The 17,592-nt window shown below is 44.9% G+C and carries 13 protein-coding genes; 10 read left to right on the top strand and 3 right to left on the bottom strand.

All coding sequences use genetic code 11. From position 1 onward, the window contains the following. Positions 1-71 precede the first annotated feature (71 nt). The 3 genes from HQ43_RS05320 to HQ43_RS05310 are packed head-to-tail and all read right to left on the bottom strand — an operon-like array spanning position 72 to position 3,057. Positions 72-494 (bottom strand): 2-amino-4-hydroxy-6-hydroxymethyldihydropteridine diphosphokinase, encoded by a 423-nt coding sequence (locus HQ43_RS05320; protein WP_036790803.1) that lies wholly within the window; start codon positions 492-494, stop codon positions 72-74. A 12-nt stretch (positions 495-506) separates the two neighbouring features. Next, positions 507-1,856 (bottom strand): MATE family efflux transporter, encoded by a 1,350-nt coding sequence (locus HQ43_RS05315; RefSeq protein WP_036790801.1) that lies wholly within the window; start codon positions 1,854-1,856, stop codon positions 507-509. Then, positions 1,819-3,057, bottom strand: a complete 1,239-nt coding sequence (locus tag HQ43_RS05310; RefSeq protein ID WP_036790798.1) for an S-adenosylmethionine:tRNA ribosyltransferase-isomerase — start codon at positions 3,055-3,057, stop codon at positions 1,819-1,821. Before HQ43_RS05310 ends, HQ43_RS05315 begins: the two co-directional genes overlap by 38 nt. Before the next feature lie 66 nt (positions 3,058-3,123). On the opposite strand from HQ43_RS05310, the gene HQ43_RS05305 reads away from it, so the two are divergent. The 10 genes from HQ43_RS05305 to cdaA all read left to right on the top strand — a co-directional run bounded on the left by HQ43_RS05305 (position 3,124) and on the right by cdaA (position 17,260). Continuing rightward, the gene (locus tag HQ43_RS05305) at positions 3,124-4,200 is read left to right on the top strand and encodes a Smr/MutS family protein (RefSeq protein ID WP_036790795.1); all 1,077 of its coding nucleotides are present in this window, start codon (positions 3,124-3,126) and stop codon (positions 4,198-4,200) included. A gap of 1 nt (position 4,201) precedes the next feature. Beyond that, positions 4,202-4,747, top strand: a complete 546-nt coding sequence (locus HQ43_RS05300; RefSeq protein WP_052103091.1) for a CYTH domain-containing protein — start codon at positions 4,202-4,204, stop codon at positions 4,745-4,747. Next, entirely contained in the window at positions 4,744-6,873 is a 2,130-nt protein-coding gene (locus HQ43_RS05295) for a S46 family peptidase (protein ID WP_036790792.1), read from the top strand. The genes HQ43_RS05300 and HQ43_RS05295 overlap by 4 nt, the downstream gene beginning before the upstream one ends. Before the next feature lie 111 nt (positions 6,874-6,984). After that, complete coding sequence (locus HQ43_RS05290; RefSeq protein WP_036790790.1) at positions 6,985-8,748, top strand: bifunctional metallophosphatase/5'-nucleotidase; 1,764 nt, start codon at positions 6,985-6,987, stop codon at positions 8,746-8,748. 6 nt (positions 8,749-8,754) lie between these two features. Continuing rightward, positions 8,755-10,947 (top strand): RelA/SpoT family protein, encoded by a 2,193-nt coding sequence (locus HQ43_RS05285; RefSeq protein WP_036790787.1) that lies wholly within the window; start codon positions 8,755-8,757, stop codon positions 10,945-10,947. A 144-nt stretch (positions 10,948-11,091) separates the two neighbouring features. Continuing rightward, positions 11,092-12,351, top strand: a complete 1,260-nt coding sequence (locus tag HQ43_RS05280; RefSeq protein WP_036790784.1) for a phosphoglycerate kinase — start codon at positions 11,092-11,094, stop codon at positions 12,349-12,351. Between the two features lie 461 nt (positions 12,352-12,812). After that, positions 12,813-12,941: a hypothetical protein gene (locus HQ43_RS10135; RefSeq protein WP_262501536.1), complete on the top strand. Its 129-nt coding sequence runs from the start codon at positions 12,813-12,815 to the stop codon at positions 12,939-12,941. Positions 12,942-13,115: 174 nt separating this feature from the next. After that, positions 13,116-15,452 (top strand): carboxypeptidase regulatory-like domain-containing protein, encoded by a 2,337-nt coding sequence (locus tag HQ43_RS05270; RefSeq protein ID WP_036790780.1) that lies wholly within the window; start codon positions 13,116-13,118, stop codon positions 15,450-15,452. A gap of 170 nt (positions 15,453-15,622) precedes the next feature. Then, the gene (folP, locus tag HQ43_RS05265) at positions 15,623-16,492 is read left to right on the top strand and encodes a dihydropteroate synthase (RefSeq protein WP_036790777.1); all 870 of its coding nucleotides are present in this window, start codon (positions 15,623-15,625) and stop codon (positions 16,490-16,492) included. A 3-nt stretch (positions 16,493-16,495) separates the two neighbouring features. Beyond that, positions 16,496-17,260: a diadenylate cyclase CdaA gene (gene cdaA / locus HQ43_RS05260; RefSeq protein ID WP_036790775.1), complete on the top strand. Its 765-nt coding sequence runs from the start codon at positions 16,496-16,498 to the stop codon at positions 17,258-17,260. The last annotated feature ends 332 nt before the right edge of the window (positions 17,261-17,592 follow it).

The following is a 17,592-nucleotide window of genomic DNA, read 5'->3' as shown; positions in this document are numbered from 1 at the left end:
TGGTACGAATATAACTAATATTTTGATACATAAAAAATTAGGAGAGAAAATATTATCTATCAAATGTTCGTTTAAGTCTTGCAGGACGAAGAAAAAATAGATGTTTTATTTGTTTTGATTATCTCGTCAAGTTCATTTTTTCCCTGTTTGTAAGGATACTGATTGAGCTCTTTTTCTCTTACTACCACGTTATCTGTTTCCACTATATCCAGGTCAAGAGCTACCTCTCCATTACTCTTTTTTTTATCTCTTCCGAATATTGTTTCTATTGTTTTCAGAAGAAGAGAAAGTGCATCAAGGTCTAAAGAGGTCTCTATCTTGTAAACTCCATTGGTGTAGACCTTACCGGTTCCTGATCCGTATCCGGGAGAGAGAAAAAAAGATGAGGATATAAGATTTGGGAAGTAGGTGTTTCGGATCTCTTTCGTAACTTCTTGCATCTCCTCCGGAGAGCGTGTGGTAGATCCTACGTATATGTAATAGATGTGTGTCATAAAACAATGGTTCTAAGCGTGAAGAAGCAGAGTATGCTTTCTTTTGCTGTATATAAGATTGAGCATTACTCCTCTTATGGCAAGATAGAGCAGCATCGCTATCCAGAGAGTGGAGTTGGGATCTTGGGATGGTTCGATATATATAATCGTAAAATAGATGGAGACCGCTACGAGCATCGATATGAACATATCTTTTGTGAGGGTCAATCCTATGAATACACCGTCCCAAACAAAAGCAGTAAATCCGGCAATGGGAACAATCCAAATCCATACAAGATAATGATCGGCATACTCCAGCACTTCCGTTTTGTCCGTGAAGAGTCGGAGTATATGCTCTCCGGATAAGAAGTATATGCCGGAAGCGATAAGGGACAATAATAGTCCATATCCCAGCAGACGGTAGATGAATTTTTGTATCTCCACTCTTCTCTCTGCTCCAAAAAGGTGTCCTATGATAGCCTCTGCGGCATAAGCAAAACCATCTATAAAGTAGGAAAACAGGGATAGAAACTGCAATAGTATGGCATTGGCAGATAGAGCTATTTCACCTTCCGATGCTCCGTAATAAGTAAAATAGGTGTTGGTGATGACCAATAGCAAGGTACGCAGGAAGATAAAGAGATTGGTATGAAAAAACTTTCCTATTCCCTGTTTAAGATCACCTGTTTCCCATGAGAAAGAGACCTTTTTTTCTCTTATGAACAGCCACCAAACGCCAAAGAGAAGAAGGATAAGACCCAACCAGTGAGCTATGGCTGTTCCGAGGGCTATACCTGTTATGCCCATATCCATTCGGAATGTAAACAGAGCAGAGAGCAGGATATTGGTAGCGTTTGTGAAGATAGCGATAGCCATCGGATACCAGCTGTTCTGCATGCCTATAATCCATCCGTTGAGAGCAAAATTGCATAACACTGCCGGAGCACCCCATATCACTATGAGGAAATAGTCTGTTGTGGTGGCTATCAGTTCGCCGTTGTTTTGGGACTCAAACGTTACGAAATCGAATAGAAAATCTGCCAGCTGTTTTCCAAAAATAAGAAGCAGAAGTCCTATGAGACCACCTATGAGAAGAGATTGTTGGAGTATTCTTCCCATCTCTCTCTTATCTCCTTTTCCGCAAGCCTGAGCAGTGAGTCCGGTAGTACCCATACGGAGAAAGCCGAAAGTCCAGTACAGCATATTGAAAAGCGTAGCGGCAAGAGCCACGGCACCTATCTCGTGAACGTATTGGAGTCTTCCGGACATGCCGAGATCGAATATCCCCAGCAGCGGTACGGTGATATTGCTGAGGATATTGGGAATGGCAAGTTTCAGTATCCATTTATGAGCGGCTGCGGTAGAGTAGCGAGCTGTCTCCATAACTGAGAAATCTGTAGTCGTTTTTTAGGGCATGGTCATAGATTTTACACCATTCGTCTCCACCTCCTATAAAGGCAGAGATAAGCAGAAGAAGAGTGCTTTGCGGCTGGTGAAAGTTGGTGATCAACCGGTCTATAAGCCTGAACTCAAAGCCGGGAGCTATCATGATTTCGGTGTGTCCTTCTATCTGATCCAAGCCGTTGGCATCCATATATTTCAAGATAGCTTCCAAAGCAGCTTGCACAGTGTGAGAATAGAGCTTTTGATAAGGCTCGAACTGCGCCACGAAAAGAGGTTCGGAACTGTTTTCTATCAGATGAACACCGATGTAATAAAGGCTTTCGAGTGTGCGTGTGGAAGTGGTTCCCACTGCCGTTATACCGCCCAAATGAGCAAGCAGAGAGTCGATGGTGGCTCTCTGTACCACTATCATCTCTCTGTGCATTTCGTGTTGAGAGATCAGTTCACTCTTTACCGGTTTGAATGTTCCTGCTCCGACGTGAAGCGTCACGGGGGTTGTTTTTATCCCTTTTTGCCTTATGGCTTCCAATACATCGGGTGTAAAGTGGAGTCCTGCCGTTGGTGCAGCTACGCTTCCATCCCATTTGGCGTAGACGGTTTGGTAGGTTTCGGAGTCGCACTCTTCTGTCTTTCTGTTGAGATAAGGCGGTATGGGAAGTTCGCCTGCCAACTCCAGTATTTCCGAAAAAGATACCGGGGCATCCCATGTAAAAGTAACATTCCTGCTGTCCGGAGTGGTGGATGGAGTGTATCTGGCATATACCGTTATCTCTTTTCCTTTTTCATCTTTCAGGGTAAGAGAGACGGAGGTGCCCGGTTTCCACTTTTTGGCATTTCCGACCAGGCATATCCATGTTACTTCTTGCTGTGTGGAGAGGTTGATCTCATAAGATTCGGGATAGAGCGGTTCAAGGCAGAAAATCTCTATTTGAGCCCCTGTCTCTTTCCGGAAATGGAGTCGGGCATGGATTACTTTTGTGTTGTTGAAAACCAAAAGAGAGCCTTCCGGAAGGAGTTCGGGCAGTTGAGAAAAGGATCTGTCCTCTATCTCTCTGTTTTCATTAAACAGAAGCAGTTTGGAACTATCCCTCTCTTTCAAGGGATATTTGGCTATCCTCTCTTCAGGTAAATCGTAGTTGAAAGATTTTATCTCTATTGACTCTATCTGCTGTCGTTGCATACCCTATTATTTGTATTTGTAGGCAAAAATAGTGAACTTTGAAAGAGTGAAAAAATAGAGACGTGAATGAAAATAAAAATAGGAGATACAGTAAGATTTTTAGACAGTGTAGGAGGAGGAGTCGTTAAGGCTTTCTGCTCCGGAAATGTGGTTATGGTAGAGACCGAAGATGGTTTCGACGTTCCCGTTTACGAAAACGAGGTGGTAGTGATAACGCCCGGCAGCACGTTGGTTCCTAAAGCAGAGTTGAAACTTCCGGTTAAAGAGGAGGTTCGGGTGGAGCATAAACCAAAACCTGTTCACCCAAGACCCACTTCAAAAGCAGGAGAAAAACTCAATATTGTACTGGCATATCTGCCCGATGAGATAAACGAACTCGGAAAGTGTGGCTATGAGGCGTATATCGTAAATGAGAGTAACTATGACCTTTATCTCATTTACAGCACCGAGGATAGAGATACGGGAGAGAGAAAAATGCTCTTCAGCGGTAATATTCCATACGATTCGGTCGAGTACATAGAGTCTTTTGCCGTGGAAGATCTTTCGGATAGAAGACGCATTGCATGCCAGATCATTCCTTATAAAAGCGATACCAAATATGGAGCCAAACCCTGTATAGATGCAGTGGTAAAGCTGGAACCGCAAAGATTTTTCAAGCGTCATGCTTTTGCTCCCAATCCTTACTTTGATGAGGGTGCCATTACATTCGTTTTGATGAATGATGATAAGGAGGCTCCTCGATTTGAGATCCGTTCGGAAGATATACAGAGTAAGATGGACGAAAAGATCAGGCAGGATCAGAAGATAAAAGCAAAAGCCAAGCCGGTGATAGACCCCAATGCTCCGCTGGTAGTGGATCTGCATCATCATGAACTGCTCGATACCACCGTGGGGATGGAACCTAAAGATATACTGGAGTATCAAAAACGAACCGTGATAGAGACTATGGAAGCCAATCTTAAGTTTCCGGGTAAAAAGATCATCTTTATTCACGGGAAAGGGGATGGCGTATTGAGAAAAGAGGTAGAGAAGATCATGAAGAGCAGGTATGACTTCTGCTCCATGCAGGATGCCTCTTTTCAGGAATACGGATTCGGTGCTACTCAAATCACCATAAGAAAAGAACAGCGCAAGCAGAAGTAAAATGGCGATAGAGAAAGAGCTGAAATACATTGCGAAAGAAGGATTTGAACCTTTAGCCATAAGGAAACAGGAGATGATTCAGGGTTATCTATGCTCGCATCATCAAGGATTAAATCTCACTCTTCGTGTTCGTGTGGCAGGAGATAAAGCCTATCTGACCATAAAAGGTATGCCGTTGGAGGAAGATCTTGCTTCCAGAAACGAATACGAATATGAGATCCCGCTAACGGATGCAAAGGAGATGCTTAAAATGTCTCTCTATCCGCCGATACATAAGATAAGATACTGGATACTCTGGGAAGGATACACCTTTGAAGTAGACAGATTTCTGGGAGAGAATGAAGGACTTATCACGGCAGAGGTAGAGCTGTCTCCGGGACAGGATCCTCCCGTAAATCTGCCGGAATGGATATGTGCCGAGGTTACGGGAAAAGGAAGATATTATAACAGTGCTCTCTCTCGTCTTCCGTTCAAACAATGGGACAGTAAAAGAAAGTCCCACTATACAAGCATTCAAGAACAACATAATACTATAAAGGAAAAATGAAGAAAACGATGATCTCAAAAGGTCTGAATGGATTGATTGCAGCGGTAATATTGCTGGTTTGTTCCGGTGGTTATACTTCTGTTCGAGCCGACGAGGGTATGTGGCTATTACCTCTTATGAGTAAACAGAACTACAATAAGATGGTAAAAAAGGGATTGAAGCTCAGAGCTACCGACATATACAACCCCAATGGAACATCCATAAAGGATGCGATAGTGATATTCGATAGAGGTTGTACAGGCAGTATTGTGTCGGACAAAGGACTTGTATTCACCAATCATCACTGCGGATACGATCAGATACGTGCGCATTCCACCGTGGATCAAAACTATTTGAGAGATGGCTTTTATGCTAACAGCATGAAAGATGAGCTCCCCAATCCGGGAACCACAGTAACATTTACGGAACGTATAGAAGATGTTACAAAGTATGTCGATACCTTTTTTGATAAACACAAGAACCTTTCTCCTAAAGCAACGGAAGCGGAAACACTCAAGCTGATAGGGGAAACATGGTACAAGGAGATCATTGGTGGAGAAATGCCGTTCGGTACACAGGTTTCCCTGCGTCCGTTCTATGAAGGGAACAAACACTATCTCTTTGTACAGAAAGTGTATCACGATATACGTCTTGTCGCGGCTCCGCCTTCTTGTGTAGGTAAATATGGTGAAGATACAGACAATTGGGTTTGGCCGAGACACTCCGGCGACTTCAGCGTTTTCCGTGTTTATACCGACAAGAATGGCAATCCGGCAAAGTACGATCCCGACAATATTCCTTTGAAACCAAGGAGATATCTTCAAGTTGCAAGTAAGCCCGTGGCAAAAGGAGAGTTTGCAATGGTTATAGGATTCCCGGGACGCACCAATCATTTCTACACTACAAGCGAAGTGGTAGAAAGAAGAGACATAGACAATGACATACGCATAAGAATGCGTGAGATAAGACAGAACAATCTCCTTGAAGAGATGCGCAAGGATGAAGCTCTGAATATCATGTATGCTTCCAAGTATGCGTACAGCACCAATGCTTATAAGAATGCCATTGGAAGCAACTGGGCTATAAATAAAATGCAGCTGGAGAAAGTGAAACAGGCACAGACCGACAAGCTTATCCGATATGCCGAAAAGAACAATAAGCCGGAGTACAAAGCCGCGGTGGCAACCATAGAAAGAATGGTCAAGAACAGAGCACATGTCCGCAAGCAGATGTGGTTGATAGACGAAGCGTTGCTGAGAGCTGTGGAGGCTATATCCGTTCCGATCATTCCCAAAGAGGAGATAACCAAGCCGAATGTAGAGAAAGTTCTGAAAGCTTATGACGATTTCTTCAACAAAGATTACAGCAGAATGCTGGACGTTAAAGTCATGAAAGCGATGATCAGAGCTTACATGGTAGAAACAGATGTAAACGATCTTCCGGGTGCTTTGAAGGATGTAAAAAATGTAGAGAAGTATGTGGAGGATCTGTGGAACACTACCATCTATCGCAGCAGAGAGAGTTATCGCGAGTTTTTATTCAACTTCTCTCCTGAGGTTTACCTGAAAGATCCTTTGGTGCGTCTTGTTACTTCTGTGCGCAACAGATACAACGGACTGAAAGAAGCACTTGCTCAGGAAGACAAGTCTTTTGCAGAAGCAAGAAAGATATATGTCAAAGGATTGTTGGAAATGGAGGGAGAGCTGAATCTTTGGCCCGATGCCAACTCCACTCTTAGATATACTTTTGGTAAAGTAGAGGGTTACTCTCCGAAGGATAATGTGTTTTACGGACACTCTACAACAATGGAAGGTGTGCTGGAAAAATATGATCCCAATAACCCCGAGTACGCTCTTCTTCCCGATATAAAGGCTCTGGCAGAAAAGCCTGAGAATAGAAAGAAACGTGTGAACTTCTGTGCTACAACGCATACTACGGGAGGAAATTCCGGAAGTCCCGTTATAGATGCCTATGGAAGACTTATCGGTCTCAACTTTGATAGAAACTGGGAAGGCGTTGGAGGGGATATACAATATCTGCCCAACTATCAGAGAAGCATCATTTGCGATGTGGATTATGTCCTTTTTATCCTAAATGATTACCTTGGAGCAGACAGACTCATCAAGGAGATGAAGATAAGAAGGTAACGCTACTCGTACACAACCTACTTTTAACAGACTATTTACGAAAAGACTACATCTTGTCTCCTGGGTGAGTACAAGAGTAGTCTTTTTCTGTTCCGAAACAACAAATACAAGATGCAAAACAAAAAACAATTCTATGACTGGAAGAGAGTCTTGGGTACTCTTCTTCTCCTTTTTACTTTACCTCTCTTCTCTCGGTGCGATGGCACCAAGACAGAAGATGTAACCCTGACCATTCTGCACACTACCGACCTGCATGGCAATGTTTTTCCGTACAACTTCATTCAGGATGAGCCGATGAAAGGGAGCTACTCCCGTATATCCACTTATGTAGATTCCGTCAGGAAGGCAGACAAGAACATGATTCTTCTTGATGCCGGAGACATCCTGCAAGGTCAGCCGACGGCTTACTACTACAACTTCATGGATACGGTCTCTTCTCATCTTATGGCAGACGTGCTCAACTATCTGAAATACGATGCCGTAACAGTGGGAAATCACGACATAGAGACAGGGCATCCCGTCTATGACAGATTCGAAAAGGATTTGAAGATGCCGTTTTTGGCTGCCAATGTTACGGATACAGCCACAGGAAACCCTTACTTCCGCCCCTATACCACAATAGAGAAAGATGGCAAAAGGATAGTTATACTCGGTCTCACTACACCATCTGTACCAAACTTTCTTCCCGAGTCTCTGTGGAAAGGTATGCGCTTTGAAGATGTTGTAACAACGGCTCAAACATATATCCGAGAGATAAAAGAAAAGGAGTCTCCGGATATGATAGTTGCACTGCTGCACGCAGGAAGAGGGGAAAAATCCAATCTTGAGGAACCTCTGTTAGAGGATGCAGGCTATGCTCTCGCCACTCTCGTGCCGGAGATAGACCTTGTATGCTGTGGGCACGATCACGCTTCCTATATAGATTCCGTGGCACATCCTCAGCACCAAAAGCATACTTATGTCATCAATCCTGCTGCCGGAGGATCTTTTATCTCACAAACCAAAGTAACGTTTACCCCTAACGGCATTCGGATAGCGCCATCTCTCGTTCCTCTTGATAATACCAAGCCGTCCGAAGAGTTTATAGAAAAGTTCAAGAGTGAATACGATGCCGTGAAGAAGTTTATCTCTTCTCCGGTCGGTTTCACTACCGAACCGATCTCTTCCCGACCGGCATTCTTCGGACCGAGTGCCTTCGTGGATCTCATCCATCGGGTACAGCTCTCTCAGTTTGAAGATGCGGATATCTCTTTCTCTTCACCCCTTACCATGAACACAGAGGTCAGACAGGGAGAGATTTTGATGCGAGATCTTTTCAAGCTGTACAAGTATGAGAACACCACCTACCTCCTTTCTCTTTCGGGAGAAGAGGTCAGATCTGCGCTCGAATACTCCTATGCTTCCTGGATTCGTACCGCCAAGCCGGGAGAAGAGAGCTTTTTGCTCTTCAAGCAGAAAGAGACAGGGCACAAGATGACCAAGCTCCAAGAGCCGTACTACAACTTCGACTCCGCTCACGGCATACGCTACACGGTGGACATTACCAAGCCGGTAGGAGAGCGTGTAACGATACTTTCTCTCGAAGACGGCACACCGTTCAAGATGGATGCCCGGTACAAAGTCGTTGTCAACTCCTATCGTGGAAGCGGTGGAGGCGGTATGCTCACAAAGGGTATCTCTTTAAGCAAAGAGCAGCTCAATGGTCGCATCCTGAGAACATCCGAAAAAGATCTTCGCTATCTTCTGATGCAATATTTGCAGACGCACAATCCTTTGACTCCCCGACCCTCTTCCACATGGAAGTTTGTCCCGGAAAATATGGCACGCAAAGCGGCTGCAAAAGACAGTCTTTTACTTTTCACTCCGGAATCATAACACACCATGTTTACGCCGAACGAACAAGCGCAACTCATCACCCTTGCCAGAGAGCTTCTTTCTCACAAGGAAATCTCCGGGCATCCCAGTCGAAAATGGATCCTCGATACCATAAAGAGAAGTGTCGAAGAGGGACATCTCGATAGAGACAAGAACGGTATATCGGGGCTTCACAGGCATCTCCGCACTGCTATTTTCGCTCTTGAAGAGATCGGTCTTGGGGCAGACTGTGCCGTTGCCATACTCTTGTATCGTTCGGCACACAAGGGAAGACTTTCGCTTCAAGAGATCTCCAAAAATGTGGGAGAAGAGGTAGCGCACATGATAGCCCTGTTGCTCAAGACATCGGAGCTTTATGCCAGAAACACGGCAATAAACTCCGAGAACTTCCGCAACCTTCTGCTCTCTTTTGCCGAAGACATCAGAGTCATCCTCATTATGCTTGCCGATCGTATGGTACTCCTTCGTCTTGTGAATAAGATACCGGACGACTCTTTTCGCATTGCTCTTGCCATGGAGGTCTCTTTCCTTTATGCTCCTCTTGCACACAGGCTCGGCTTGTATGTTATCAAGAGCGAGATGGAGGATCTCTGCTTGAAATATACGGACAGAGAGACTTTCGACTTCATCAAAAAGAAGCTCAACGAGACGAAAAGAGATAGAGACGCCTACATTGCAAGATTTATAGCTCCTATCAAGGAGCGACTGCAAAAAGAGGGACTGCGATTCCAGATAAAAGGGAGAACCAAATCCATATCCTCCATTCGGAATAAGCTCAAAAAGCAACAGATCGAGTTCGAGAACATTTACGATTTGTTTGCCATACGCATTGTGATAGATGCTCCGGTGCAGAGAGAAAAGTCGCTCTGTTGGCAAGCCTACTCGGTTGTAACGGACATGTACAGACCCAATCCGCAGAGGCTCAAAGACTGGATTTCCGCGCCCAAGAGCAACGGCTACGAGAGTCTGCACATAACCGTGATGGGTCCGGAGAACAGATGGGTCGAGGTACAGATCCGTACCGAACGTATGGACGAGATTGCCGAAAAAGGTCTTGCCGCCCACTGGAGGTACAAAGGCATCAAGTCGGAAGACTCTTTGGATGAGTTCATGAAAGGTGTTCGCCAGCTTTTAGAAGATAAAGAGCATCAGAGTGCCGACCTTATCAAAGAGTTTAAGATGGACATCTACGACAAGGAGATCTATGTCTTTACTCCCAAAGGCGAGCTTATCAATCTTCCCAAAGGTGCCACCGTGCTCGACTTTGCCTTTGCCATCCACTCCGGTCTGGGGTTGAGATGTGTCGGAGGTAACGTCAATGGCAAGAATGTTACCATTAAGTATGTACTCAATAACGGAGACAGTGTCCGCATTCTCACTTCCGGAACGCAGGAGGCTAAGCCGGACTGGCTCAAGTTTGTACAGACAGCCAAAGCGCGGAGCAAGATCAAGCAGAGTCTTAGAGAGAAGTCGGCAAAGTCCATAGAGTTTACCAAGGAGGAGCTGGCACGTCGATTCAAGAACAGAAAAGTGGAGCTGGACGATGCCGAACTCTTCCGTTTTATCAAAAAGAAAGGCTTCCGCACCGTTACAGACTTCTATCTTGCACTTGCAGAAGGCAGTATAAGTCTCAATCAGGTAGTGGACGAGTACAAGCAGATCATAGATGAAAAGAGCATCCCGGCAGAGAGCCGCACCCAACGCAGTGCGGAAACATTTGTCCGTACCACTCTTCCGGAAGAGATCGCACAGGGTCAGGATGTCCTCGTCATAGACAAAAACCTTACCGGCATAGAGTACCATCTGGCGAAGTGTTGCAAGCCGATCTTCGGGGATAAAGTCTTTGCCTATGTCTCCACCAACGGTATCAAGGTGCATCGTATGGACTGCCCCAACGCTCCCGATCTTTTCCAACGCTTCGGCTACCGCATCCTTCAAGCTCAATGGGCAGGGGCAGGAAATGCCGGATACGAGGTTACTCTCCGTGTGGTGGGCAATGACGATATATCCATAGTCTCCAACATCACCGGGAATATATCCAAGATAGAACAGGTAACCCTGCGCAGCTTCAACATAGAGTCGTATGACGGTCTCTTTGTGGGTACGTTTGTGGTCTATCTGAAAGACTATAATGCCCTTACCTCTCTTACCAAAAGGGTCATGGCGGTCAAGGGTGTAAAGTCCGTCGAACGCATATAGCCCTACTCCTAAAGGAGGCAGAAAGAGAAACAACGAGTACGGATCAAAATCTTTACCTCTTGATAATCTTTCGGATACAAAGACATTTCTTTTGTGTAACTTTGCAGGACAAGTATGTTCCGTAAATTATTATAATAGACAAGCATGGCAATAATAGAAAACTTCAACTTCAAAGGGAAGAAGACCTTTGTTCGTGTGGACTTCAATGTTCCTCTCGACGAACACTTCAACATTACAGACGACACTCGTATGCGTGCCGCCCTCCCCACTCTGAACAAAATCTTGAACGACGGAGGAAGACTCATCGTGGGCTCCCATCTTGGACGCCCGAAAGGTGTATCCGATGCACTCTCGCTTTCTCATATCGTAGAGCATCTGTCGAAGCTGTTGGGTCGCCCCGTGAAGTTCGTCAAAGACTCTGTTGGTCCGGCGGTAGAGGCAGAAGTGGAAGCACTCAAAGAGGGAGAGATCCTGTTGCTCGAAAACCTTCGCTTCTATGCGGAAGAAGAGGGAAAGCCTCGCGGACTGAAAGAAGATGCTACCGATGAGGAGAAAGCTGCGGCTAAGAAAGAGATCAAGGCAAAGCAAAAAGAGTTTGCAAAGGCTCTTGCCGACCTTGCCGACGTTTATGTCAATGATGCTTTCGGTACTGCTCACAGAGCACATGCCTCTACGGCACTCATGGCAGACCACTTCGACAAAGATCACAAGATGTTCGGCTTCCTCATGGGAAAAGAAGTAGAAGCCGTTCGCAACGTGTTGGATAACATCAAACGCCCGTTCACCGCCATCATGGGAGGCAGCAAGGTGTCTTCCAAGATAGGTATCATCGAAAATCTTCTCGATAAAGTGGACAACCTCATCGTATGCGGTGGTATGACCAACACCTTCACCAAAGCAAGAGGAGGCGAGATAGGCAACTCCATAGTAGAGTTGGACAAGCTCGATGTAGCTCTTGCCATTTTGGAAAAAGCCAAAGCAAAGGGTGTGAATCTTCTTTTACCTGTGGACTCTGTCGTGGCAGACGATTTTAGCAACGATGCTAAACATCAGGTCGTAAAGAGCAATGAGATCCCTGCCGGTTGGGAAGGAATGGACATCGGTCCCGAGACAAGAAAAATGTTCGGAAAGGTTATCGAAGAGTCCAAAACCATTCTTTGGAACGGTCCTTGCGGTGTCTTCGAGATGGATACCTTTGCAGAAGGATCACGAGAAGTGGCTCTCTCCATCGTGGAAGCCACCAAGAAAGGAGCTTTCTCACTGATAGGCGGAGGAGACTCTGTGGCTTGCGTCAATAAGTTCGACCTTGCAGACCAAGTCTCGTACGTATCTACCGGAGGTGGTGCTCTTTTGGAAGCAATCGAAGGAATAGAGCTTCCGGGTATTGCGGCTATCAACAAGTAAATCTCTTTGTACAACGATAAAAAGCCTTTATCCTCATGGATGGAGGCTTTTTTTATTGTTCCATTCACAGAGATACGTTTCTACTGCTTGTTTTCAAGCCCTTGGTAAGCAGCCGGAACACCTCCACGCATTGCTTCTGCTCTCTCGAAGATCTCCTGAAACAAGTAGAGAGCACCAACCCACTCCCCTCTTTTTGCGTGCAGCTCCGTATGGAAAAAGACTCTCCCTTTTTCGCATCATTCCCCAAACACTTTAATATCTTTCTCTATACCTGTTCATATCTTTCTCCGAACCTGTCCGAATCTGCAAACCAAACCTTGCTTCTCACACATCAACGCTTGATCTCCAAAAACCAAGCCCCGACTTCTCAAAGTCAAACCTTGATTTCCTCACTTCAATCCACGATTTCCAATCTTAAACCCGATCAGGCAGATTTATAAACGTATATAAACTGAAAACTTATGCCTTTTACAGGCATTCTGAAAGAGGAAAGAGAAGATTCTAAATACTGTGATCTTGATTGCCGGACAGAGCAGACAGATGATAAAATGGAGTTGCTACCGAGATTTATAAAGGATGGTTTTGTATAATTAGGCACTTTTTTTAACTTTGCCTCCAATAAATATCAGATCTCCGAAAGCATCCGACTCACCTCTTTGAAAGGAGCAGAACCAAGCCGATTACTGACTTTTATCTCCCCGAAATCCGGTGTTTGATGCTTTTGATAAGGTCATGAATCCGGACTATTCTAAATCTCGGCTAAAATGAAACGAACCAAGCTCCTGTTTGCTATCTTGTGCACTCTTTTTTTTATCTCGGCTACGGCTCAATCTTTACGTGTAGAGGGTTTTGTCCGACTCACACCCAAAGAACCGCTTGAATTTGCTTTGGTTGCACTTTATGCGCCGAATGCCTCACAGCCTCTTCGGTTCACTTATACCGATAAAAGAGGCTACTACTCGATGGCAATACCCTCTTCTGACAAATATATTGTGGAGGCACGCTATGTGGGGTACAAAAAAGAGAGGAAAGAGATACAGATAAAACCGGAGTCGCCCCTGTTGCGTCAAGATTTTGAGCTGGGATCTCCGGAGGGAGAAGTGGGAGAAGTGGTCGTGCTGGGAAAGCCTAAGGAGGGAATAGATAAGAAGAGCTACTATTTCAAGCCTAATCAGATAGCTTTGGCACAAAATCTGTTGGATTTGGCTTTAACGCTGCCTCAGGTGAAAGCAAGTGCCCGAACGGGAGAAATTGTCTCTGCTTCCGGTGATGTTGCACCTGTTGTTCTTATCAATGGTCGGCATGCCACTCACGAAGAGCTGCGCTCCATACCTCCCGGTAAGATAATCCGCATAGACTATTTCGACATAGCGCCTGAGAGATACAACACGAGAGGAAGTGTGATAGATGTTGTTACCAAACCTCTTGATGACGGTCATCAAGCCGGAGTAGAAGGGATGACCTCTCCTCTATATACGGATGTCATTGCAAACGGCTATTATAGCTACAATAGAGGGATGCACAGACTTAAACTCTTTCTCAAGGGACTGTACAGGAATACAAGATTGGGAGAGAAGGATGAACAGAGCACGCGGTACGAAGCAGATCAGCCATACTCTTTCCGAACAGAGGGTATCTCACACAAACGTCTCGAAAACTATCTGTTCAAAACGGCTTATTCTCTGAACCAACCTAATAAACACTATCTGGAGATTGCTCTCTCTTCTTCTCTGGAGAAAGTGGGCGATAACCGGGAGTATGATGCATACAGCCGCAAAGGAGCGCAGGAGGTGTTGCGTAAAGGATATACCAACAGCTTGGGCAAAGTGTTCACGCCGGTCGTTGATCTCTATTACGACCGGACATTGACGGGAGGACGCAGACTCTTTTCCAATGTCGTATATACCTACAATACGCTCCACTCCGATTATGATCTGAGTGAGCGGAACGAAACGAACCATACAGAAGCTTTGCGTGAACGGATAGAAGGGGGCACTTCCAAGCATTCCGTGATAGGGCAGGTGGAGTATGCTCATCCGTTTAAGAACAGCAGATTGTACATCGGAACTCAAATGATGTACTCCCAAGCCTCCTTTGCCATAAAGGGAACAAGCACGGGAGAGAGCGTGGATCTGCAGCGCCAGTTCCGAGATCAACTCTATCTGACATGGGAGGGCAACAGAAAGCGTTTCTTTTACCGTATTGTCCCTGCCGTCTCGATGCACTATGCTTCTGCGCACAGAGGGCTTGAAGAGGATCGGCTTCGCTTTTACTTCAATCCGAGAGTCTTAGCAGGCTATAATCTGCCTCATGGTCATCGGTTGAGATTGGAGGTTGAAACAGCCAATCTTATCCCGGATTTGGGTAGTACGACCGAAGTAACGCGGCAGGTTCGAGAGGGATTTTTTGTGAGAAATAACCCTCTTCTCCAAAACAGTTATCTCTCAACGGGGCGTCTCTATTACGATTGGGGTAATGACTATGTGGATCTGTCCGGTCGGCTGGTCTATAATCACACCTCCGGAGATTGGATTACGACATTTTTGAAAGAGAGGATCAATGGTAAGGAGGCTGTTGTTCAACAACGGATCAATGCTCTCTACTCCGAATCTTTAGCTTTACGCACATCGGTTTCTATCAAGCCATTTGGCAATGAGCAGCTGCAAATACGTCTATATGCTCAGCCTCGATATCAGCACTATTCTGTTTCCAAAGATCAACAACTCTCTTTCTTCTCCATCCCTTCCGGCATTAGTCTTCTCTATCAAAAAGATCGTTGGGGAGTGCAGGGAGATTTGGATCTGCCTTATAAGAGGCTGTACAGCTACTTTATTTCATCTTCCGGTTTTTATAGCTCGCTGTCCGGTTTCTGGAGAAAAGGTTCATGGAATGTCCGGTTGGCATTGGAAAATCTGTTTGTCCCCGAACTCTCTGTCACTGAAAACCACTCCTTTCTCCGTTTACAAGAGACCACACGCTCCATAAAGAGAGACAACTTTTGGAAAGGAAGCATTGCACTGACTTATTATTTCTCTATCGGTAAGGAGTATAGAGGTGGTAAGTCCCTTGAAAATGAAGATCTCGACAGGGGTGAATTCTAAATAAAATCAGATATAAACAACTTCAAAGCCGCTTTTTAAGCAGGTGTGCCGAAGTGAAAGAACACCTCAAAAACGAGCGAAAGATGCGTTAATCCGGTATATATAACATTCTGTAAAAAGGTATCAGAAATATCAACTATCTTTGTTGAAACGAACACTCCGTAATATAAATGATACCAATAACCCTGAATCTAAAGGGAAAACTTTATAATCTGACAAGTGAGCCCATCGTAATGGGTATTATGAACACGACGCCCGACTCTTTCTACTCGGGAAGTCGTACAGCTTTAAGGGAAGAGAGTATTCTTGCCAAAGCGGAACAGATGATTTTAGAAGGGGCTTCGATTCTCGATATCGGAGGCTACTCTACCCGTCCCGGAGCCTCTCCCATATCGGAAGAGGAAGAGTGGAAGCGTGTAGAACCGGCACTGAAAGCTTTGGAAAGGGAGTATCCGACCCTTCCGCTGTCTGTGGATACATTTAGAGCCGGTGTGGCGCGAAGGGCTGTGGAAAAGTATGGAGCAGCCATTATCAATGATGTTTCGGGTGGAACATTGGACGGCAATATGTTCGACACGATGGCAAAACTTCAAGTGCCTTATATCTTGATGCACATGAGAGGAACTCCATCAACGATGTCTTCGCTTGCTCAATACGAAGATGTTACTCTCGATGTTATAAGAGATCTGGAGGCTAAAAGGTATCAGCTTCGCTCTCTCGGTTTTCAAGCTGATATTATAATGGATCCCGGTTTCGGATTCAGCAAGAATATTGCACAAAACTATGAGATGCTTCACAATCTTAGATGGTTTGAGGTGTTTAATGCTCCTTTACTCGTAGGAATATCAAGGAAAAAAATGATATGGGAACTGCTTGAGATCTCTCCGGAAGATGCTCTTAATGGTACTACCATACTTAATACCGCAGCTCTTCTCAATGGTGCGCATATTCTCCGAGTCCATGATGTGAGAGCGGCTAAAGAGGCGGTGAGAATAGTGCAAGCAATAGTTGATCCTACGAATCTAACATCACGACTATAATATATGAGTTGGTTTCAATTTGGCATAAAGGATTTTATTGACATCCTTCTGGTTACGATCCTGATGTATCAAGTACAAAAGTCTCTGCGATCCTCCGGATCTAAGACTCTTTTCTACGGATTGCTGGCATTTTTAGTGATCTCAATGGTTGTCTCTTTCCTTAAGATGCGTCTTCTCGGCTCTATCTTGGATTTTGTCTCAACGGGAGGAGTAGTGCTTGTCGTAATTCTTTTTCAAGATGATATAAAGAGATTTCTGACTCTGCTTGGCTCTCGTGGTCGCTGGTCGCATCTGTTTAAGGTGTTTCTTAAAGGAGCGGATAATAATACGCAAGTTACTGCAGAGATCGCTGCCATTACACTTGCCTGCCTTAATATGAGTAGGAAAAAGAGCGGAGCACTCATCGTAATCAAACAAAAAGATGGTCTTGAGCAATATGAACATACGGGTGAGCGTATAGATGCAGCCGTTAATGCCCGTCTGATCGAAAATATTTTCTTCAAGAACAGTCCCCTGCATGACGGGGCGATGATCATTAGCGGTAAGAGAATTGTATCTGCCGGCTCTATCCTTCCGGTATCTCATTCTTCTGAAATACCCAAGGAGATGGGACTGAGACACCGCTCCGGTCTCGGCATGGCAACGGCTACCGATGCCAAGGTGATTATCATTTCTGAAGAGAGAGGTAAGATATCCATTGCTCACAAAGGAGTGCTCACTCCTAATATTTCTACGGAAGATCTTCAGAAGTTTTTACAGCAGAAATAGGCGCTGTTCTCAATAATAGTTTTGAGAGAGTAAAAATATTTTTCTCTTTTTGTTTGGCTATTAAAAAAGATATTGTACCTTTGCATCCCCAAAACGAATGAGAGGCTGTGGTGACAGCGATGTCCGTTCGTTGAAATGAGAGTTAGAAAATTTTTCTTGAAAAATTTTTGAGAAAAGAAAAGTTGTTGTAACTTTGCTCTCCGGACTCCCTTATGTAGGAGAGTCTTTGAACTGAGATCATAGATATATTGGATACAAGATTTTCAACAAGTAGTACAAGGGAAGAATCTACATAAGTAGAGGACATTACCCGTCAACTATTACCTGGGAAA

Source organism: Porphyromonas canoris (genome assembly GCF_000769115.1).
Classification (GTDB): domain Bacteria; phylum Bacteroidota; class Bacteroidia; order Bacteroidales; family Porphyromonadaceae; genus Porphyromonas_A; species Porphyromonas_A canoris.
Note: the sequence above shows the minus strand (reverse complement) of the source record. Positions and strands in the feature narration are given on the sequence as shown.

Coding starts and splice junctions, on each gene's coding strand:
- HQ43_RS05315 (WP_036790801.1), bottom strand. CDS start 1,856: ATGGAGACAGCTCGCTACTCTACCGCAGCCGCTCATAAATGGATACTG.
- folP (WP_036790777.1), top strand. CDS start 15,623: ATGATACCAATAACCCTGAATCTAAAGGGAAAACTTTATAATCTGACA.
- HQ43_RS05320 (WP_036790803.1), bottom strand. CDS start 494: ATGACACACATCTATTACATATACGTAGGATCTACCACACGCTCTCCG.
- HQ43_RS05310 (WP_036790798.1), bottom strand. CDS start 3,057: ATGCAACGACAGCAGATAGAGTCAATAGAGATAAAATCTTTCAACTAC.
- HQ43_RS05270 (WP_036790780.1), top strand. CDS start 13,116: ATGAAACGAACCAAGCTCCTGTTTGCTATCTTGTGCACTCTTTTTTTT.
- HQ43_RS10135 (WP_262501536.1), top strand. CDS start 12,813: ATGCCTTTTACAGGCATTCTGAAAGAGGAAAGAGAAGATTCTAAATAC.
- HQ43_RS05280 (WP_036790784.1), top strand. CDS start 11,092: ATGGCAATAATAGAAAACTTCAACTTCAAAGGGAAGAAGACCTTTGTT.
- HQ43_RS05300 (WP_052103091.1), top strand. CDS start 4,202: ATGGCGATAGAGAAAGAGCTGAAATACATTGCGAAAGAAGGATTTGAA.
- cdaA (WP_036790775.1), top strand. CDS start 16,496: ATGAGTTGGTTTCAATTTGGCATAAAGGATTTTATTGACATCCTTCTG.
- HQ43_RS05305 (WP_036790795.1), top strand. CDS start 3,124: ATGAAAATAAAAATAGGAGATACAGTAAGATTTTTAGACAGTGTAGGA.
- HQ43_RS05290 (WP_036790790.1), top strand. CDS start 6,985: ATGCAAAACAAAAAACAATTCTATGACTGGAAGAGAGTCTTGGGTACT.
- HQ43_RS05295 (WP_036790792.1), top strand. CDS start 4,744: ATGAAGAAAACGATGATCTCAAAAGGTCTGAATGGATTGATTGCAGCG.
- HQ43_RS05285 (WP_036790787.1), top strand. CDS start 8,755: ATGTTTACGCCGAACGAACAAGCGCAACTCATCACCCTTGCCAGAGAG.